The sequence below is a fragment of the Streptomyces sp. NPDC012835 genome (assembly GCF_042900885.1).
GTDB lineage: Bacteria > Actinomycetota > Actinomycetes > Streptomycetales > Streptomycetaceae > Streptomyces.
Genome location: NZ_JBIBBW010000003.1, coordinates 648561 through 664976 on the forward strand (window position 1 = coordinate 648561; position 16416 = coordinate 664976).

The following is a 16416-nucleotide window of genomic DNA, read 5'->3' on the forward strand; positions in this document are numbered from 1 at the left end:
GAGGCGGGGTGGGCCTCAGGCCGATTTCCGCGAGATCGGCCAGGCGGCCCCCGCCACGGCGCTGCCCACAGCCACGGCCACGGTGACGGCGCTGCCCACAGCCACGGCGACGGCGACGGCGACGGCGACGGCGAACCGGTAGAGCGGGAACCGTGCGTCACGGCCGGCGGTCGCGGCGAGCATGACCGCGATGAGCACGTAGGCAGTGGCGGCGGCTCTCCGCCCCGTCGCCCGCCATTCCGCCCCGTCGCCCACCGGTGCGCCCCACCGCCCACCGGTGTGCCCGCCGACCGCCGTCAGCCCCGCACACCTCCCTGCAACGCCGGGGCCTGGGCGGGCGTCTGCGCGCCGGGCAGCTTCGCGCCAAGGGCCCTGGCCTCGGGGGTGGCCGCCGCGCCCGCCACCTCCCGGCCCGCCTCCGACCATGTGCCGAGGGTGATCTCCGCCGTGATGCCGGGACCGAAACCGGCGATGACACCCCGGGCGCCGTGCTGGGCGCCGCCCTCCGCGAAGAGGCGCTCCAGGGCGTCGAAGATGACACCGCTGGCGATGTTGCCGCGCTCGGTGAGCGTCGCCCTGCTGTAGCGGAACATCTCGGCCGGCAGCTCCAGGTAGTGGCTGAGGTCGTCCAGGATTCTGGGGCCGCCCGCGTGGACGACGTAGAAGTCGAGGCCGGAGATGTCCCAGTCGTGCGGCGCGGCCATGTCGCGCATGGCGGGCGCGAGCATGGCCATGGTCTTGGGGACCCGCTTGTCCAGCAGGAAATGGAATCCGGTGTCCCGGACGGCGTACGAGATCCAGTCCTCGGTGTCGGGCACCAGGTGGGAGCCGTTGCGCTCCAGCCGTACGCCCGTGCCGCCCTCGCCGCGCACCACCGCCGCCGCGAGGGCGTCGCCGAAGAGGCCGTTGGAGAGCAGATTGCCCACCGCGAGGTCGGTCGGCTGGTAGCACAGGGAGCAGAACTCGCAGGCGACGATCAGCACGTTCGCGTCCGGGTACGCGGTGCAGAAGTCGTGCGCGCGATTGATGGCGGCTCCGCCGGCGGCGCAGCCGAGCTGGGCGATGGGGAGCTGGCGGGTCTCCGGGCGGAAGCCCAGATTATTGATCATCCAGGCGGTCATCGACGGCATCATGAAGCCCGTGCACGACACGTAGACGATCATGTCGATGTCGGGCGGGGCGAGTTGGGCGTGGTCCAGGGCGCGCCGCACCACCTCGGGCACCCGTGCCTTGGCCTCCTCCTCGTAGACGGCGTTGCGCGCGGTGAAGCCGGGATGCTGGAGGGTCTCCTCGATGGGCCGCACCAGGCGCCTGGTCTGGACTCCGGTGTTGCCGATGAGGCGCAGGGCGAGGCCCAGTTGCGGATGGCCGGCGTGCAACTGCCGGGCCAGGTCCAACGTCTCTTCTCGGGTGATCACATGATCGGGGACGGCGATGGCCGGTCTGCACAGAGTCGCCATGATCAGCTCCCTGCCCGGCGGCCGGCGGCGGTGGTTGGGGCGGCGGAGGTTGGGACGGCGGAGGCGGTGGGGGCGAGGGAGAGGGAGAGGGAGAGGGAGAGAGCGGGTAACGCCCGGGTGCCCGGAGGCTCCTGCGCCTCGGTCGGCAGTCCGGACGGCGCCGGGCTCCGCACGGGACGGGCCGGCAGGAAATCTGAAGCGGTCATCGCGATCCCCCTGTACACGTGGTCCCGCCCGGACGGGCAAGACAACACCATTTATCAGTCAATTCCGCGATAACTCGTGATTCATGCGAGAAAAACCAAAGACCACCCGTTCGGGGCCGCCAACCCGGCCCCGTTCCGGGCCAGTTCGGTCCGACCAGGAACGGGCGCCACTTCCACGCTACGCGACCGGACCGACACACAACGTGGTCCCAATGGGCGACCCTCCGCCTCCCCCACGCGCCCCCTCCGCGCCCCGCGCCCCGCCCCCGGCTCGCGGCCCCCGGCTCCCGCGACCGCGTGACCACGACCGCGCGACGGCGACCGTACGATCCGACCGCGTGACCCGACCGCGCGACCGCGCGTTCCCTCACGGCCCGCCGAGGGCCTCCGCCAGGACCTCCGCCAGGTGCCGGGCCCGGTGGCCGCCCAGCTGTTCCAGCTGGGTACGGCAGGAGTAACCGTCCGCCAGGACCTCCGCGTTCGTCCGGGCCCCCGCCCGCACCGCGGGCAGCAGCTGGTCCTCCGCGCAGGCCACCGAGACCTCGTAGTGGCCGCGTTCGAAGCCGAAGTTGCCCGCCAGCCCGCAGCAGCCGCCGCTCAGCTCCCCCGTCAGCCCGGCCCGTTCGCGCAGCCGCCGGTCCGCTTCGTCGCCCAGGACGGCGTGCTGGTGACAGTGGGTCTGGCCGGTGACCGGACGGTCGACGCGGGGCGGCGTCCACCCCGGCGCGTACTCCGCCAGGGCTTGGGCGAAGGTGCGGACGGAGGCGGCCAGCCGGGCGGAGCGGGGGTCGTCGCCGAGGAGTTCGGGCAGGTCGGTACGGAGAGCGGCGGCGCAGCTCGGTTCGAGGACGACGACGGGCAGCCCCTGGTCCAGGGCCGGTTCCAGGGCGTCGAGCGTGCGGCGCATGACGGCGCGGGCCCGGTCGAGCTGCCCGGTCGAGACATGCGTCAGCCCGCAGCACACGCGGGAGCGCGGCGGCACGAGGACGCGCAGCCCGGCCGCCTCCATCACCCGTACCGCGGCCCGCCCCACCTGCGGGGAGAGGTACTCGGTGAAGGTGTCGGGCCAGAGCACCACGGTCGGGCCGCCGCCCATCGCCACCGACGCCCCGGCCACCGACGCCCCAGCCCCCGGCGCCCCGGCCTCCGACGCCCCGGCCTCGGACGCCCGGGCCCCCGGCGCCCCGGCCCGCCGGCCCCGCCCGCGCAGCCACCGCCCGAACGTCTCCGTCGCCAGCGGCGGAATCGTCCGTTCCGGGGCGATGCCGCCCAGCCGCTTGGCGAGCGCCGCCAGCGGACGCACCCGCGCCGCCGCGTTCAGGACCCGGGCGAACGGCGCTGCGGCCCGCAGCCACAGCGGCAGCAGGCCCATCGCGTAATGCGCGGCCGGTCTGATCCGGCCCGCGTAGTGGTGGTGCAGGAACTCCGCCTTGTACGTGGCCATGTCCACCCCGACCGGGCAGTCGCTGCGGCAGCCCTTGCAGGACAGGCACAGGTCGAGCGCGTCCCGTACCTCGGTCGAGCGCCAGCCGTCGGTGACCACCTCGCCCGCGAGCATCTCGTGGAGCAGCCGGGCCCGGCCGCGCGTGGAGTGCTGCTCATCGCCGGTGGCGCGGAAGGAGGGGCACATCACCCCCGCGCCCGTACTCGGCCCGGCCACCCGGCACTTGGCCACCCCCACGCAGCGGCTGACCGCCCGCGCGAAGTCGCCGCCCTCCGGCCCGTCGTGCGGGTAGCCGAACGTCACCGGGACCGGCTCGCGCGGCAGCACCGCGAAGCGCAGCTGGTCGTCGAGACGGTCCGGGCGGGCCAGCACGCCCGGGTTCATGCCGCCCGCCGGGTCCCAGATGTCCTTGAAGCGGCCGAACAGGCCGACCAGTTCGTCCCCGTACATCCTCGGCAGCAGCTCGGCGCGCGCCAGCCCGTCGCCGTGCTCACCGGAGAGCGAGCCGCCGTGCGCGACGACCAGCGACGCCGTCTCCTCGGAGAAGCGCCGGAAGCGGCGTACCCCGTCCCCGGTGAACAGGTCGAAGTCGATACGGACGTGGATGCAGCCGTCGCCGAAGTGCCCGTACGGCGTGCCGCGCAGGCCGTGTTCGGCGAGCAGGGCGCGGAAGTCGCGCAGGTAAGGGCCGAGCCGGGCGGGCGGCACCGCGCAGTCCTCCCAGCCGGGCCACGCCTCGGTGCCGTCGGGCATCCGGGTGGCCGTGCCGGCGGCGTCCTCCCGTACCCGCCACAGCGCCCGCTGCCCGGCCGGGTCGGTGACGACCGTCCCGGCCAGGGCGTCGGCCGCGCGCAGGACCGCCTCGGCGGCGGCGCGCGCCTCGGCGGGCGTCGCACCGCCGGTCTCCACGAAGAGCCAGGCCCCGCCGCGCGGCAGGTCGTGGCCGCCGGTCACCAGGTCCTCGGCCATGCCCTCGACGGTGAGCGGGCCGTACGGCAGGAGCCCGGCGGCTGCCTCGGCCGCCGCGCTCTCGTCGGGGTAGCCGAGGACGGCGAGGGCGCGCGCCGCCGGCGCCTCGACCAGCCGCAGCGACGCCTCGGTGATCACGCCGAGCGTGCCCTCGCTGCCGCAGAAGGCGCGGGCGAGGCCGGGGCCGTTCTCGGGGAGCAGCGCGTCCAGGGCGTATCCGGAGATACGGCGGGGCAGCCCGGCGGGGAAGCCGGTGCGCAGCGGCGCGAGATGGGCGTCGACCAGCGCGCGCAGTCCGGCGCCCACTCCGGCGGACACCCCGTCCCACCCCTGGCCGAGGCGCATCTCCTCGCCGCCGTACGTGGTGACGGACAGGCCGCGCACATTGTCGGCTGTGGTGCCCCAGGCCACCGAGTGCGATCCGCAGGAGTTGTTGGCGATCATCCCGCCGAGCGTGCAGCGGTTGTGGGTGGAGGGGTCGGGGCCGAAGGTCAGACCGTACGGCCGTACGGCGTCCCGCAGGTCGTCCAGGACCACGCCGGGCTGGACCACCGCCGTACGGGCGTCGGGGTCCACCGTCACGATCGACCGCAGATGGCGGGTGAGGTCGAGGACCACGCCCACACCCGTGGCCTGACCGGCGATGGAGGTGCCCCCGCCGCGCGGGACCACGGGCACACCGTGCTCGCGGCAGACCGCGAGGGCCGCCGCCACGTCCGCCGCGTCGCGGGGTGCGACGACTCCGACGGGGACGCGGCGGTAGTTGGACGCGTCCATGGTGGCCAGGGCGCGCGCGGCCGACCCGAACTCCACCTCGCCGCGCACGGCTCGCGCGAGCGCCCGCGCGAGCGCGGAGGCCGCCGCCGGGATCTCGGCGGGGGGCTCCGCCGCCGCCCCCTCCGCCCTCGGACCGCCCGGCGCTGTCCCCTTCGCATGCGACGTCATGGACCCAGCATGCATCGGCGCCTCAGCGGACCGGCACTTCGCGCGCCCGGCCGCCCCCGCCGGAGAGCACATCCACACAGTGCGTCCACACGGGTCGTCCACACGGGTCGTCCACACAGGGCATCCACAGAAGAAAGCGAGCAGGAAACTCCCAAATTGATCGTCAATTCTCATATAGTGGCCACCGTTTGAGCCAAGTTCAATGACTGATCGTGCTCCGGCGCACGCCGAACGTGTCCGTCCGAGCACCCCTGGAATGTCCGCCTCCCCCGTCTACGAGGTAGCCGATTGTGCGCCCCTCACTCCGGTCGACCGCCCCGGCCGCGCTGATCTCGGCGGCCGTCACCGGCCTGCTGTGCGTCTGGGCGGTCTCGGCCGCGCCCTCCTCCGTACAGACCCCGCTGGCGTGGGGAGCGGGCGCGGGTGCCGTGGCGCTGACCGCCGCCGTCACGGCCGCCGCCCACTTCCGCTCCCTCGCCGCGCGGCTGCGCGGTCGCGAGGCGGCGCTCACCGCCCGTACCGAGCAACTCGCGGCCAAGGCCGGAAGGGCCGAGGAGAACGTACGCCGCACGGTCCTGGACGCCCGGCGCGCCGCCGAGGACGCGGCCCGCAGCGAGGCCGTGCGTACCGCCACCGTCGCCGCCTGCGCCAGCGCGGCGGGCCGGGTCCAGGCCATCGCGACCAGCGTCCTCGCCGACCTGCGCGCGATGGAGCACCGGCACACGGACGAGGAGGTCCTCGGCGACCTGCTCCACCTCGACCACCGCGCGGCCCAGGCCGGCCGGATCGCCGACTCCATCGCCGTGCTGACCGGGGCGCGTTCCGGCCGGCGCTGGGCCAGGCCGATCGGCATGGAGTCCATCCTGCGCGGCGCGATGGGCCGGATCAGCGGCTATCAGCGGGTACGGCTCCACTCGACCAGCCGCGTCGCGGTCGCGGGCCACGCGGCCGAGGGTGTCATGCACGCGCTGGCCGAACTCCTCGACAACGCGGCCAACTTCTCGCCGCCCACCGCCGAGGTGCACGTGTACGTGGAGGAGGTGCCGGCCGGGGTCGTCATCACCATCGAGGACAGCGGCCTGGTCATGAGCGACATCCAGCTGCGCCGCGCCGAACAGGCCGTGTCGGCCGAGAAGTCCGACCTCAGCGCGCTGTCCGGCACCCGGCTCGGGCTCGCGGTGGTCGGCAGGCTGGCCCGCAAGCACGGGCTGACGGTCTCCTTCAGGCCATCGGCGCGCGGCGGCACGGGCGCGTTGCTGATGCTGCCGCAGGAACTCCTCACGGAGCTGCGCCCCGGCTCCCCGGCGCCGGAAACGGTCCTGGGGATCACGCCGCCGCCCGCTCCCGCACGGAAGGCGACGGCGACGGCGTCCGTACCGGTACGGACGGCCGATTCCGTGCCGCGGGCGCCGGAACACGCCGTACGGGAACACGCGGCGCCGACCTCGCCGAAGACGGAAACGCCGGCAGCGGAGACGTCGGCGCCGAAGACACCGGCGGCCGGGACACCGGAAGCCGAGCTGGGCGAGAGCGGCCTGCCCAAGCGCCGGCGCGGCCGTACGCTCGCCGCCGCCCTGCTGCGTACCGGCGAGGCCAAGGTCCGCGCCCGCAACGAGGCGAGGACCGTCGCGGACGCACCGACCACCCCCGCCGCGCAGGCGGCCCGGTTCAGCAGCTTCCGCAAGGCCGTGACCGTGAGAAACGCGTCCGCCTCGGCGTCCGCCGCCGCATCCACCCCCGCACCCGCTTCCGCCCCGGCCCCCGCACACGTACCACCGCAACCGGCCACCTCCCCAGCCCCGGAAGGCGATCCCCGATGACCGGCACCACCACCGACGAGAAGCTCAACTGGCTGCTGGAGAACCTGCTCCAGCGCACCAGCGGCGCCCGCCACGCCCTCGTCCTGTCCCGGGACGGCCTCAAGCTGTGCCGTACCCCCGAACTCTCCGTCGACCAGGCCGACCAGCTCGCCGCCATCGCGGCCGGGATACAGAGTCTGTCGCACGGCGCCTCCGTCGAGTTCGGCAACGGCCAGGGCGGCGTACGGTCCGCCATGACCGAGTTCTACGGCGGCCTCCTGCTGATCGTGGAGGCCGGGGACGGGGCCCACCTCGCCGTCGTCGCCACCGAGGACGCCGATGTCGGCCTGGTCGGGCACAACATGAGCGAACTCGTCGAGCAGCTCGGGGAACACCTCAGCGCGCCGCCGCGCGCCACCACGCGGGAACAGACGGCACAAGGACAGAACAGCCAAGGACAAAGCGGCGTGCGGGTATGAGCCGGCCGGGCCGGGACGATGCCCCCGACCGGCTCTACACCCTCACCGGAGGGCGCAGCCGTTCGGACTCGGACACGTTCGACCTGGTGACACTGGTGGTCGCGGAGAGCGATCCCGTACCGGGCATGCAGTCGGAGCACGTCGCGATCCTGCGGATGTGCCAGGCCCCGGTGGCGGTCGTGGAGATCGCCGCCGAACTCGGCCTGCCGGGCAGCATCGTCCGGATCATGCTCGCCGATCTGCTCGACACCGGCCGGATCAGCGCCCGCCACCCCCGTACGGCGAGGGCGGCCGACCGCCTTCCCGATCCCGACATCCTGGAGCAGGTGCTCGTTGGACTCCGCAACCTTTGAACGGCCCACCGGTCCGTCCTCGGCCCGGCCTTCGCTGGCCGGCACGGCCGACAACGGTCTGAAGATCGTCATCGTCGGCGGCTTCGGTGTCGGCAAGACGACCATGGTCCGTTCCGTGAGTGAGATCCGTCCCCTCAACACCGAGGAGACGATGACCCGCGCCGGCGAGGGAATCGACGAACTCGCCGATCTCGACGGGCTGGACAGGAAGACCTCGACCACGGTCGCCTTCGACTTCGGCCGGATCTCCCTGGACGCGCGCTCGGTGCTCTATCTGTTCGGCGCTCCGGGGCAGGAACGTTTCTGGTTTCTCTGGGACCGGCTGTTCTCCGGGACGCTCGGCGCCGTCGTCCTCGTCGACACCAGACGGCTGTCCGACTCCTGGTACGCGATCGACCGCCTGGAGCACCACAACACGCCCTTCATCGTGGCCTGCAACGACTTCGGCGGGCCCCTGCACACGGAGGAGCAGATCCGGGAGGCGCTGGATCTGGGGCCCCAGGTGCCGATAGTGGAGTGCGACGCGCGGGACCGCTCGTCCAGCAAGTACGTGCTGATCACGCTCGTCGAACACCTCCACGCCCTCTCCTCGAAGGGCCTCTCCTCGATGAGCAGCGCGGCCGAGCCGACCCCGGAGGCAGCGTCGTGACCACGCCCAGCACACCGGCCCCGGCGAACACCCCGGCCGCGTCGGACATATCGGCCCCGGCGGACGCGTCGGCCGCGAAGCCCGGCGGGAGCCCGTCGCCGCCCCCCGGCTGCCCGGCCCACGCGGGCACCGCCGCCGTACCCCTGAGCGGCCCCCGCTTCCAGACCGAAGCCACCCGGCTCTACCGGGAGATACGGCGCGACCACGGAGCCGTCGCCCCCGTGGTCCTCGACGGGGGCGTCCCCGCCTGGCTGGTCCTCGGCTACCGCGAGCTGCACCAGGTCACCGGCGACCCGGCGCTGTTCAGCCGCGACTCCGACCTGTGGAACCAGTGGGACGCCATCCCCGACGGCTGGCCGCTGCTGCCCATGATCGGCCGCAAGCAGCCGTCCATCCTCTACACGGTCGGCGCCCGCCACCGCGAGCGCGCCGCGATGATCAGCGACGCGCTGGAGGTCGTCGACCCCTTCACGCTCCGGGGACACGCCGAACGGTTCGCCGACGAGCTGATCGACGGCTTCTGTACAGAAGGCCGTACGGACATCATCGGCCGCTACGCGATGCTCCTGCCGGTACGGGTCCTCGCCAAGATCTACGGCTTCCCCGACGAGCGGGGCCCCGGCCTGGTCACCGCGCTCAACGACATGATCGACAGCCGCGATCGGGCCCTGGAGGGGCAGCGCCACCTCGCCACGTCCATGCGGGAACTGCTCACCGCCAAGGCCGCGGAGCCCGGCCGGGACGCCGCGTCCATGATGCTCGCGAACACCGCGGGCTTCACGGTCGAGGAGGTCGCCGAGGACATGATGGTGATGATGGCGGCGGGCCATCAGCCCACCGCCGACTGGATAGGCAACTCGCTGCGGCTGATGCTGACCGACGACCGGTTCGCCGCGTCCCTGTCCGGCGGCCGGCACAGCGTGGCCGAGGCCATGAACGAGGTCCTCTGGGAGGACACCCCGACGCAGAACGTCGCCGGCCGCTGGGCCACCCGCGACACCCGCCTCGGCAACCGCGCCGTCCGGGCCGGCGACATGCTGCTGCTGGGCATCGCCGCCGCCAACTACGACCCGCAGATCCGTACGGACAGCTCGGCGCTCACCGGCGGCAACAACGCCTTCTTCTCCTTCGGCCACGGCGAGCACCGCTGCCCGTTCCCCGCCCAGGAGATCGCCGAGGTCGTCGCCCGTACCGGTATCGAGGTGCTGCTCGACCGGCTGCCCGACATCGACCTCGCCGTCCCGGCCGAGGCGCTCACCCGGCGCCCCTCGCCGTGGCTGAGCGGCCTGGCGGAACTGCCGGTGCGCTTCACGCCCACGCCCGTCCTGGGCGCGTGACCCCCGTCCCACCCGAACCCCGCTCTCGGAGGCACGACATGACCTGTCCCCACGCCCACCGGACAGCGGGCGCTGACACCCCCGGCGAACCCGGCGGCGTCATCGTCCTCGACCCCCTCGTCACCGACCTGGACGCGGAGAGCGCCGCGCTGCGCGCCGCAGGACCGCTCGCGCGCGTGGAGCTGCCCGGCGGGGTGCGGTGCTACGCGGTGACCCGCCACGCCGAGGCCAGGCAACTGCTGACCGACGCCCGGCTGGTGAAGGACATCGGCGTCTGGGGCGCCTGGCAGCGCGGCGAGATACCGCTGGACTGGCCGCTGATCGGGCTGGCCAACCCCGGCCGTTCCATGCTGACCGTGGACGGCGAGGAGCACCGCAGGCTGCGCACGCTGGTCGCGCAGGCGCTGACCGTACGGCGGGTGGAGCGGCTGCGCGGAGGCATCGAGAAGCTGACCGCCGGACTGCTGGACGGCCTGGAGCGAGGGTACGAGGAGCAGAGCGCGGCCGGGGCCGGGGCGGAGCAGGACGCCGGGGCCGGGGCGGGGGCCGTCGATCTGAAGGCGGAGTTCGCCTACCCGCTCCCGATGAGCGTCGTCAGCGAGCTGATGGGCGTGGACCCGGCCGACCACCCGCGGCTCAAAGCCCTCTTCGAGAAGTTCTTCTCCACCCAGACGCCGCCGGAGGAGGTGCCCGCGATGATGGCGGACCTCGGCGCGCTGTTCACCCGCGTCGTGGACGCCAAGCGCGCGGACCCCGGCGACGATCTGACCAGCGCGCTCATCGCGGCGTCGGAGGAGGGCGACCAGCTCACGCCCGAGGAGATCGTCAACACCCTCCAGCTGATGATCGCGGCCGGTCACGAGACGACCATCAGCCTGATCGTCAACGCGGTCGTGGCGCTCAGCACCCACCCCGAGCAGCGCGAACAGGTGCTGGCGGGGACGATCCCGTGGGAGAACGTGATCGAGGAGACACTGCGCTGGTCGACCCCCACCTCGCACGTCCTGATCCGGTTCGCGACGGAGGACATCGCCGTGGGCGAGGCGGGCGACGTCCTCCCCCGGGGCGAGGCGCTGATCGTCTCGTTCGGCGCGATCGGGCGGGACGAGCGGCAGCACGGTCCGACGGCGGGCGACTTCGACGCCACCCGCACCCCCAACCGCCACATCTCCTTCGGCCACGGCCCGCACGTCTGCCCGGGAGCCGCGCTCTCCCGCCTTGAGGCATCGGTGGCGCTGCCCGCGCTGTACGCCCGCTTCCCCGAGCTGGACCTGGCGGTTCCGGCGGCGGAGCTGCGCAACAAGCCGGTGCTGACACAGAACGACCTGTTCGGCCTGCCGGTGCGGCTGCGGGCCTGAGCCGACCGGTCCGGCGAGTACGTCCGTACGTTCGCACGGCACCCCTCCGACGCGGGGTTCTGTGCGAACGTACGAATCGTGGCAGCCCATGGGAACCGTCGCCGCCGTCTCTTCCTACGACGCGAATCGGCCTCTCGGCGGCCCCTTCGGATGTCTCACCCGACGGACACGGATTACGGCGGCGCACCGGGAGCGACTACGCTCCGGCCCGTGGCCGATATCGAGATTCCCGCTGACATCAAGCCCGCCGACGGCCGTTTCGGCGCCGGCCCCTCCAAGGTGCGGACGGAGGCGGTCGACGCCCTCGCCGCGACCGGCACGTCCCTGCTCGGCACGTCCCACCGCCAAGCCCCGGTGAAGAACCTGGTCGGCGCGGTGCGGGACGGCGTACGGAGCCTCTTCGACCTCCCCGAGGGATACGAGGTGATCCTGGGCAACGGCGGCTCCACCGCCTTCTGGGACATCGCGACCCACGGTCTGATCGAGAACAAGTCCCAGCACCTCTCGTTCGGTGAGTTCTCCTCGAAGTTCGCCAAGGCGGCGAAGCTCGCGCCGTGGCTCGCCGAGCCGACCGTCATCTCCGCCGACCCCGGCTCGCACCCGGAGCCGGTCGCGGAAGCGGGCGTCGACGTCTACGGCCTCACCCACAACGAGACCTCCACGGGCGTCGCGGCCCCCGTCAAGCGGGTCGCCGGGGCCGACGAGGGCTCGCTCGTGCTGGTCGACGCGACGTCCGGCGCGGGCGGTCTGCCGGTGGACATCGCCGAGACCGACGTCTACTACTTCGCCCCGCAGAAGTCCTTCGCCGCCGACGGCGGCCTGTGGATCGGCCTCTTCTCCCCGGCCGCGCTGGAGCGCGCCGCGCGCGTGCACGGCTCGGGACGCCATGTCCCCGAGTTCTTCTCGCTGCCGACGGCGATCGACAACTCGCTGAAGAACCAGACGTACAACACCCCGGCGCTGGCCACGCTCTTCCTGCTCAACGAGCAGCTGAACTGGTTCAACTCCCAGGGCGGTCTGGACTTCGCGACCGGCCGCACGGCCGCGTCCGCCCGCAATCTGTACGGCTGGGCCGAAGCCTCCAAGTACGCCACCCCGTTCGTGGTCGACCCGGCGAAGCGCTCGCAGGTCATCGGCACGATCGACTTCTCCGACGACATCGACGCGACGGCGGTCGCCAAGGCCCTGCGCGCCAACGGGATCGTCGACACGGAGCCCTACCGCAAGCTGGGCCGCAACCAGCTGCGCGTGGCGATGTTCCCGGCGATCGACCCGGCGGACGTGGCGGCCCTGACGGCGTGCGTCGACTACGTGATCGAGCGCCTCTGACGTCGGGCGCCTCCCGCATCGGGCGCCTCCCGCATCGGGCGCCTCCCGCATCGGGCGCCTCTGACGTCGAAGCCCGGCGAGGGCCCCGGCGGCGGCTCTCCTCAGTGCCGCCGCCGGGGCCCCTTGCTGTTGGTCAGCCTGTTGGTCAGCCCTTGGACCGCCCGCGCAGCCGCCTGAAGCCGAGGAACAGCGCGGCGGCACCGACGAGGACGAGCGCGCCGAGGGTGGCGTTGCCCCGGCCGCCGCTGTCGGCGTCGGAAGCCCCGGAGCCCTTGCCCGCCGCGTCGCTGTCGGAGCCGGACCCGGACCCGGAGTCCGCGTCGGAACCGGAGCCCTTGCCGATGTCCACCCGTACCACGCCGCTGTTCGTGCCCTCCGTACCGAACATCAGCGCGCGGCCGTCCGCCGTGTACGTCACCGACTCGGCCTGCCGCTGGAACGGCGCGCTCACCGCGTGGTGCTCACCGAGCCGGCCGTTCTTCCACTCGTACGCACGCGCGCTGAAGTACGAGCGGAACGTCAACTCGTCGCCGTCCGGGGAGAAGGCGCCGTCCGTCACCCAGGGCACCTCCCCGATCCGCCGGAAGGTGTTCGTACCGGACGCCGTCAGCTCCGCGGGGCCCTCGTACAGCCCGCCGCCGCTCCGGTTCTTCGACGCGATGTAGACGCGCCCCGTCTTCGGGTGGACCATCATCGCCTCGGCGTCGCGCGGCCCGTCCGCGTACCGCACGGTGAACTGCGTGGGGCGGACGGTGACGTCCTTGAGCTGCTTGGGCTCAGGAAATCGGTAGATCCACACGTGGTCCCAGGAGCCGTTGAGGTTGTCGCCGATGTCGCCGACGTACAGGTTCCCGTCCGGGCCGAGGGAGATGGCCTCCGCGTCCCTGATCTCACCGATGCCGTCCAGGGTGACCGTCGCGACGGTCTCGCCGGTCCGGGAGTCCACGGCGTAGATGTAGGGCGGGTGGGCGCTGTCGTTGTGCGTCCAGTAGACGCCCGGGTGGATACGGCTCGCCGCCAGACCACTCGATTCAGTGATCCGGGAATCCTTGATGGTGAAGTCCCGATCGGGTGAACCCTCCCTGGCGGCCACGGCCGGGGAACCGCTCAGCAGAAGGACGGCGGTGGCGAGTACGGCGGCCGTACGGCGTGTGCGGGGAGCACGCGGACCGGAACGGCGCGGAAGCGGGAGCGGACGCATCCCCCCAGCCTGCCATCCCGTGCGCGGCGGCCCATCGGCAAGGATGGCCGGATGCGATTCATGTGCGTGGGCGACTCCATGACGATCGGCCGCGCGGGCGACTTCACCTGGCGCTACCGGCTGTGGCAGCACCTCAGCGCCTCCTTCGGCGGACCGTTCCGGCTGGTCGGCCCGCGTACCGAGCTGTACGACGCCACGGCGGACGCGCCCGTCTCGAACGACTACGCGGCCCCTGACTTCCCGGTCGGCGCCCGGAGGCACCTGGCGGGCTGGGGCGAGGGCTGGCGGCACATGGCACCGCTGGCGGAGGACGCGGTCAGAACACAGCGGGCGGATGTCCTGCTCGTCTCCCTCGGCCTGATCGACCTGGGCTTCTACACGAACAGCGCCCAGACCGAAGCCCTCGTGCGCGCCTTCGTCGCCGCCGCCCGTACGGCGAACCCGCGCGTGCGCGCCGTACTCCTGCCGGTCATCCCCAACATCCGCGCCGAGTCCGACGCCGCGTTCGCCGCCGAGGTCGACCGCTTCAACGAGCTGCTCGCCGAGGCGGTGGCCGACCTGGACCGCCCGGAATCCCCCCTGCTGCTCGCCCCGCGCCCGCCGGGGTACACGATCCACCAGGACACCTACGACGGCACCCACCCCAACCCGGCCGGGGAACACAAACTCGCCGCGGCTTTCGTGGACACGATGCACCGGGCCTGGAACATGGGGGCCGCCCCGTACGCGCAGCAGACCGAGCGGCAGGCGGTGGCGGCCGGGTGAGCGGCGGGCGGGTGACCTGGTGACCTGGCCGGGGGGGTCGCGCGGGACGGACCCGCACGCACCTCAAGTGGCCTGTAGGGCAAGGGCGATGACAAGGGCCGCGAGGGCGGCGGAACAGGCGAGGATCGTGAGTCCCCCGGCGATCACCGTGACCATCACGCGCCGCTGGAGGTCGGGTTCGTCGGTCATTCGGTACGGACCGCCAGGACGAGGCCGAGTGCGATGAGCTCCCAGCACACCAGGACCGCCAGCCCCCACGCGATCCGGCCGGCCGCTCGTCTCACCGCGCGGTTCACCGGACCCGCCTCACGTCTTCCGGCGCGACCAGCCACTCCGTACCGCCGCCCTCGGGCCGCAGGAACGCCGTGGGCCGCTTGCGGCGTGCACCGGGGAGACCGGCGGGGTCCTCATAGTCCAGGATCACCGCCCGCAGCACACCGACGCGCCCTTCCGCGTCCTCCACCCGGCGGCCGATGTCCGCCGCCGTGATCACTGGTGCCCCTCGGGGTGCCGCCGCAGGAAGACGTTGCAGTCGGACACCGTGGTCATGTCGCCGACGACGCGCGCGCGGGCCCGGACGTTGGCGAGTTCGACACAGCCCGCGCAGCCCTCGACGGGCGCCGGATCGGCCTGCGGGTGCGAGGGCAGCGGGAGTTCGAGGGGCTCCGTCTGGTACCGCGTCGGCTCGGTCACGTCCGTACCTCCGTCCCCGCCGGCCGGTGCCACCGGCCGGCCGTCCGCGCGTACGCGCTCCGGCTCCTCCTCGGCGTCGGCGGCCTCGCCCGCCGACGCCCCACGCAACCCGGCCTCCACAGCGGCCAGCACGTCCGCCGTCGCCCTGCCGTACGGCCCACGCCGCGCACCGGCCGGGAGCGGCAGCGACGGGGAGAGCCACGTCTCGTCGGGAGCACCCTCCGCACGCTCCCGCCGCCGCTCGGCCACCTCTTGCGGGGTGAGGGCGGACCGGCGGGGTTCCGCGCGTCCGCAGCTCACGAGAGGCGCACGGATGGAAGCAAGAGGATCTTGCCGAACGGACGGGCTACAGCAGTACGCATATCTCAGCCGTGGAAACTGGCCGCAAGGTGCCAACTCTTCGCTTCTCGCGCAGCGCTGACCTTGCCTTCGGTACCAGCGACACAGCTGACACGTTCGAACGCCAATGGCGCGAGATCCGCAACGGCAGCTTGCTGGAGGGCTTTCCCGAGTACGTCGGGCACGAAGGCCGGGCAGCAGAAATAAGGCTGTTCGAGATCGGGATCATCCCTGGGCTATTGCAGACTCCGGAGTACGCGTCGGTACTGGCCGAAAGCGCCGTCAAGCGGGGAGCGATCACACCCGAGCAGGCGAGCGAGCGCGTACAGCTGGTCGCGGAGCGGAAGGCCGCGCTCGTCCGCCCGCGCCGGCCGCTGGTCTTCGTTGTGCTGGACGAAAGCTGCATCCGTCGCCCCATCGGTGAACCAGGGGTCATGGAAGCGCAGTTGGCCTATCTGACCCAATTCGCCGAACTACCGAACACGGTGCTCCAGGTTGCCCCGTTCACCATGGGCGCCCGCCGTACGTTCAACCTGCCGATCTACATCCTGACGATGTCGGACCGCTCGCTCATGTCGTACGCGGAGTCGGCCCAACGGGGCCATCTCGACCGAGAAAGCACCTCGGCACTCCCGATGCTGACGGCCTACCATCAGTTGCAGGCCGAAGCGCTCTCCCAGGCGACATCAGTAGCCATGATCGAACAGTTACGAAAGGGCACCCCGTGACGACCGAGACCCCGCGTTGGTTCACGTCCTCCTACAGCGACAACGGCGGCGCGTGCGTCGAGGTCGCCACCAACCTCACCTCCGCGCACGGCACCGTCCCCGTCCGCGACTCCAAGGACCCGAACGGCCCCGGACTCAACATCCCCGCCGCCTCGTTCGCCTCCTTCATCACGGGCATCAAAACCGGAGAGTTCCGCACCACCTGACCCGAAAGGGCACCCCGTGACGACCGAATCCCCCCGTTGGTTCACGTCCTCCTACAGCGAGAACGGCGGCGCGTGCGTCGAGGTCGCCACCAACCTCACCTCCGCGCACGGCACCGTCCCCGTCCGCGACTCCAAGGACCCGAACGGCCCCGGACT

The 16416-nt window shown here is 72.7% G+C and carries 17 protein-coding genes and 1 pseudogene; 11 read left to right on the top strand and 7 right to left on the bottom strand.

Annotation, left to right across the window (positions count from 1 at the left end; genetic code table 11):
- Positions 1–15: 15 nt before the first annotated feature.
- The 3 genes from ACFY6S_RS16110 to ACFY6S_RS16120 form a co-directional block, all read right to left on the bottom strand.
- The gene (locus tag ACFY6S_RS16110; protein ID WP_388816686.1) at positions 16–198 is read right to left on the bottom strand and encodes a hypothetical protein; all 183 of its coding nucleotides are present in this window, start codon (positions 196–198) and stop codon (positions 16–18) included.
- Between the two features lie 98 nt (positions 199–296).
- Positions 297–1460: a type III polyketide synthase gene (locus ACFY6S_RS16115; RefSeq protein ID WP_388816689.1), complete on the bottom strand. Its 1164-nt coding sequence runs from the start codon at positions 1458–1460 to the stop codon at positions 297–299.
- A 573-nt stretch (positions 1461–2033) separates the two neighbouring features.
- Positions 2034–5024 carry an FAD-binding and (Fe-S)-binding domain-containing protein gene (locus ACFY6S_RS16120; protein WP_388816692.1) on the bottom strand — a complete coding sequence of 997 codons (2991 nt, stop codon included), beginning with the start codon at positions 5022–5024 and terminating at the stop codon, positions 2034–2036.
- 290 nt (positions 5025–5314) lie between these two features.
- On the opposite strand from ACFY6S_RS16120, the gene ACFY6S_RS16125 reads away from it, so the two are divergent.
- From ACFY6S_RS16125 to serC, 7 genes are all read left to right on the top strand, one after another.
- Positions 5315–6844, top strand: a complete 1530-nt coding sequence (locus ACFY6S_RS16125) for an ATP-binding protein (protein WP_388816695.1) — start codon at positions 5315–5317, stop codon at positions 6842–6844.
- Positions 6841–7302, top strand: a complete 462-nt coding sequence (locus ACFY6S_RS16130) for a roadblock/LC7 domain-containing protein (protein WP_388816697.1) — start codon at positions 6841–6843, stop codon at positions 7300–7302. The genes ACFY6S_RS16125 and ACFY6S_RS16130 overlap by 4 nt, the downstream gene beginning before the upstream one ends.
- Positions 7299–7655: a DUF742 domain-containing protein gene (locus ACFY6S_RS16135; protein ID WP_388816700.1), complete on the top strand. Its 357-nt coding sequence runs from the start codon at positions 7299–7301 to the stop codon at positions 7653–7655. The genes ACFY6S_RS16130 and ACFY6S_RS16135 overlap by 4 nt, the downstream gene beginning before the upstream one ends.
- Positions 7636–8304, top strand: coding sequence for an ATP/GTP-binding protein (locus tag ACFY6S_RS16140; RefSeq protein WP_388816703.1), 669 nt, complete (start codon positions 7636–7638; stop codon positions 8302–8304). Before ACFY6S_RS16135 ends, ACFY6S_RS16140 begins: the two co-directional genes overlap by 20 nt.
- Positions 8305–8447: 143 nt before the next feature.
- On the top strand, positions 8448–9641 hold the full coding sequence (locus tag ACFY6S_RS16145; protein ID WP_388818017.1) for a cytochrome P450: 1194 nt from the start codon (positions 8448–8450) through the stop codon (positions 9639–9641).
- Positions 9642–9679: 38 nt separating this feature from the next.
- On the top strand, positions 9680–10999 hold the full coding sequence (locus tag ACFY6S_RS16150) for a cytochrome P450 (protein ID WP_388816706.1): 1320 nt from the start codon (positions 9680–9682) through the stop codon (positions 10997–10999).
- Positions 11000–11209: 210 nt separating this feature from the next.
- Positions 11210–12328 carry a phosphoserine transaminase gene (gene serC, locus ACFY6S_RS16155; protein WP_388816708.1) on the top strand — a complete coding sequence of 373 codons (1119 nt, stop codon included), beginning with the start codon at positions 11210–11212 and terminating at the stop codon, positions 12326–12328.
- A 145-nt stretch (positions 12329–12473) separates the two neighbouring features.
- Here serC and ACFY6S_RS16160 read toward each other — a convergent pair whose 3' ends face one another.
- Positions 12474–13529, bottom strand: a complete 1056-nt coding sequence (locus ACFY6S_RS16160; protein WP_388816711.1) for a WD40 repeat domain-containing protein — start codon at positions 13527–13529, stop codon at positions 12474–12476.
- A gap of 51 nt (positions 13530–13580) precedes the next feature.
- Here ACFY6S_RS16160 and ACFY6S_RS16165 point away from each other — a divergent pair, with 51 nt between their 5' ends.
- On the top strand, positions 13581–14294 hold the full coding sequence (locus ACFY6S_RS16165; protein WP_388816714.1) for a GDSL-type esterase/lipase family protein: 714 nt from the start codon (positions 13581–13583) through the stop codon (positions 14292–14294).
- A gap of 63 nt (positions 14295–14357) precedes the next feature.
- On the opposite strand, the gene ACFY6S_RS16170 is transcribed toward ACFY6S_RS16165, so the two are convergent.
- The 3 genes from ACFY6S_RS16170 to ACFY6S_RS16180 form a co-directional block, all read right to left on the bottom strand.
- On the bottom strand, positions 14358–14483 hold the full coding sequence (locus tag ACFY6S_RS16170) for a hypothetical protein (protein WP_388816717.1): 126 nt from the start codon (positions 14481–14483) through the stop codon (positions 14358–14360).
- Positions 14484–14586: 103 nt separating this feature from the next.
- Positions 14587–14787 (bottom strand): hypothetical protein, encoded by a 201-nt coding sequence (locus ACFY6S_RS16175; RefSeq protein WP_388816719.1) that lies wholly within the window; start codon positions 14785–14787, stop codon positions 14587–14589.
- Positions 14784–14987, bottom strand: a complete 204-nt coding sequence (locus ACFY6S_RS16180; RefSeq protein ID WP_388818020.1) for a hypothetical protein — start codon at positions 14985–14987, stop codon at positions 14784–14786. The genes ACFY6S_RS16175 and ACFY6S_RS16180 overlap by 4 nt, the downstream gene beginning before the upstream one ends.
- A gap of 284 nt (positions 14988–15271) precedes the next feature.
- Between ACFY6S_RS16180 and ACFY6S_RS16185 the strand changes: the two are divergent.
- From ACFY6S_RS16185 to ACFY6S_RS16195, 3 genes and pseudogenes are all read left to right on the top strand, one after another.
- Positions 15272–16054: pseudogene (locus ACFY6S_RS16185) on the top strand (Scr1 family TA system antitoxin-like transcriptional regulator); the annotation flags it as partial.
- Positions 16051–16260: a DUF397 domain-containing protein gene (locus ACFY6S_RS16190; protein ID WP_388816722.1), complete on the top strand. Its 210-nt coding sequence runs from the start codon at positions 16051–16053 to the stop codon at positions 16258–16260. The pseudogene ACFY6S_RS16185 and the gene ACFY6S_RS16190, both read left to right, overlap by 4 nt.
- A 16-nt stretch (positions 16261–16276) precedes the next feature.
- A partial coding sequence (locus ACFY6S_RS16195; protein ID WP_388818023.1) for a DUF397 domain-containing protein occupies positions 16277–16416 on the top strand: 140 nt, incomplete at its 3' end.

Excerpts from the sequence above, each read along its gene's own strand:
- ACFY6S_RS16135 (WP_388816700.1), top strand. The coding sequence starts at position 7,299 with ATGAGCCGGCCGGGCCGGGACGATGCCCCCGACCGGCTCTACACCCTC.
- ACFY6S_RS16120 (WP_388816692.1), bottom strand. The coding sequence starts at position 5,024 with ATGACGTCGCATGCGAAGGGGACAGCGCCGGGCGGTCCGAGGGCGGAG.
- ACFY6S_RS16130 (WP_388816697.1), top strand. The coding sequence starts at position 6,841 with ATGACCGGCACCACCACCGACGAGAAGCTCAACTGGCTGCTGGAGAAC.
- ACFY6S_RS16170 (WP_388816717.1), bottom strand. The coding sequence starts at position 14,483 with ATGACCGACGAACCCGACCTCCAGCGGCGCGTGATGGTCACGGTGATC.
- ACFY6S_RS16165 (WP_388816714.1), top strand. The coding sequence starts at position 13,581 with ATGCGATTCATGTGCGTGGGCGACTCCATGACGATCGGCCGCGCGGGC.
- ACFY6S_RS16115 (WP_388816689.1), bottom strand. The coding sequence starts at position 1,460 with ATGGCGACTCTGTGCAGACCGGCCATCGCCGTCCCCGATCATGTGATC.
- ACFY6S_RS16160 (WP_388816711.1), bottom strand. The coding sequence starts at position 13,529 with ATGCGTCCGCTCCCGCTTCCGCGCCGTTCCGGTCCGCGTGCTCCCCGC.
- ACFY6S_RS16150 (WP_388816706.1), top strand. The coding sequence starts at position 9,680 with ATGACCTGTCCCCACGCCCACCGGACAGCGGGCGCTGACACCCCCGGC.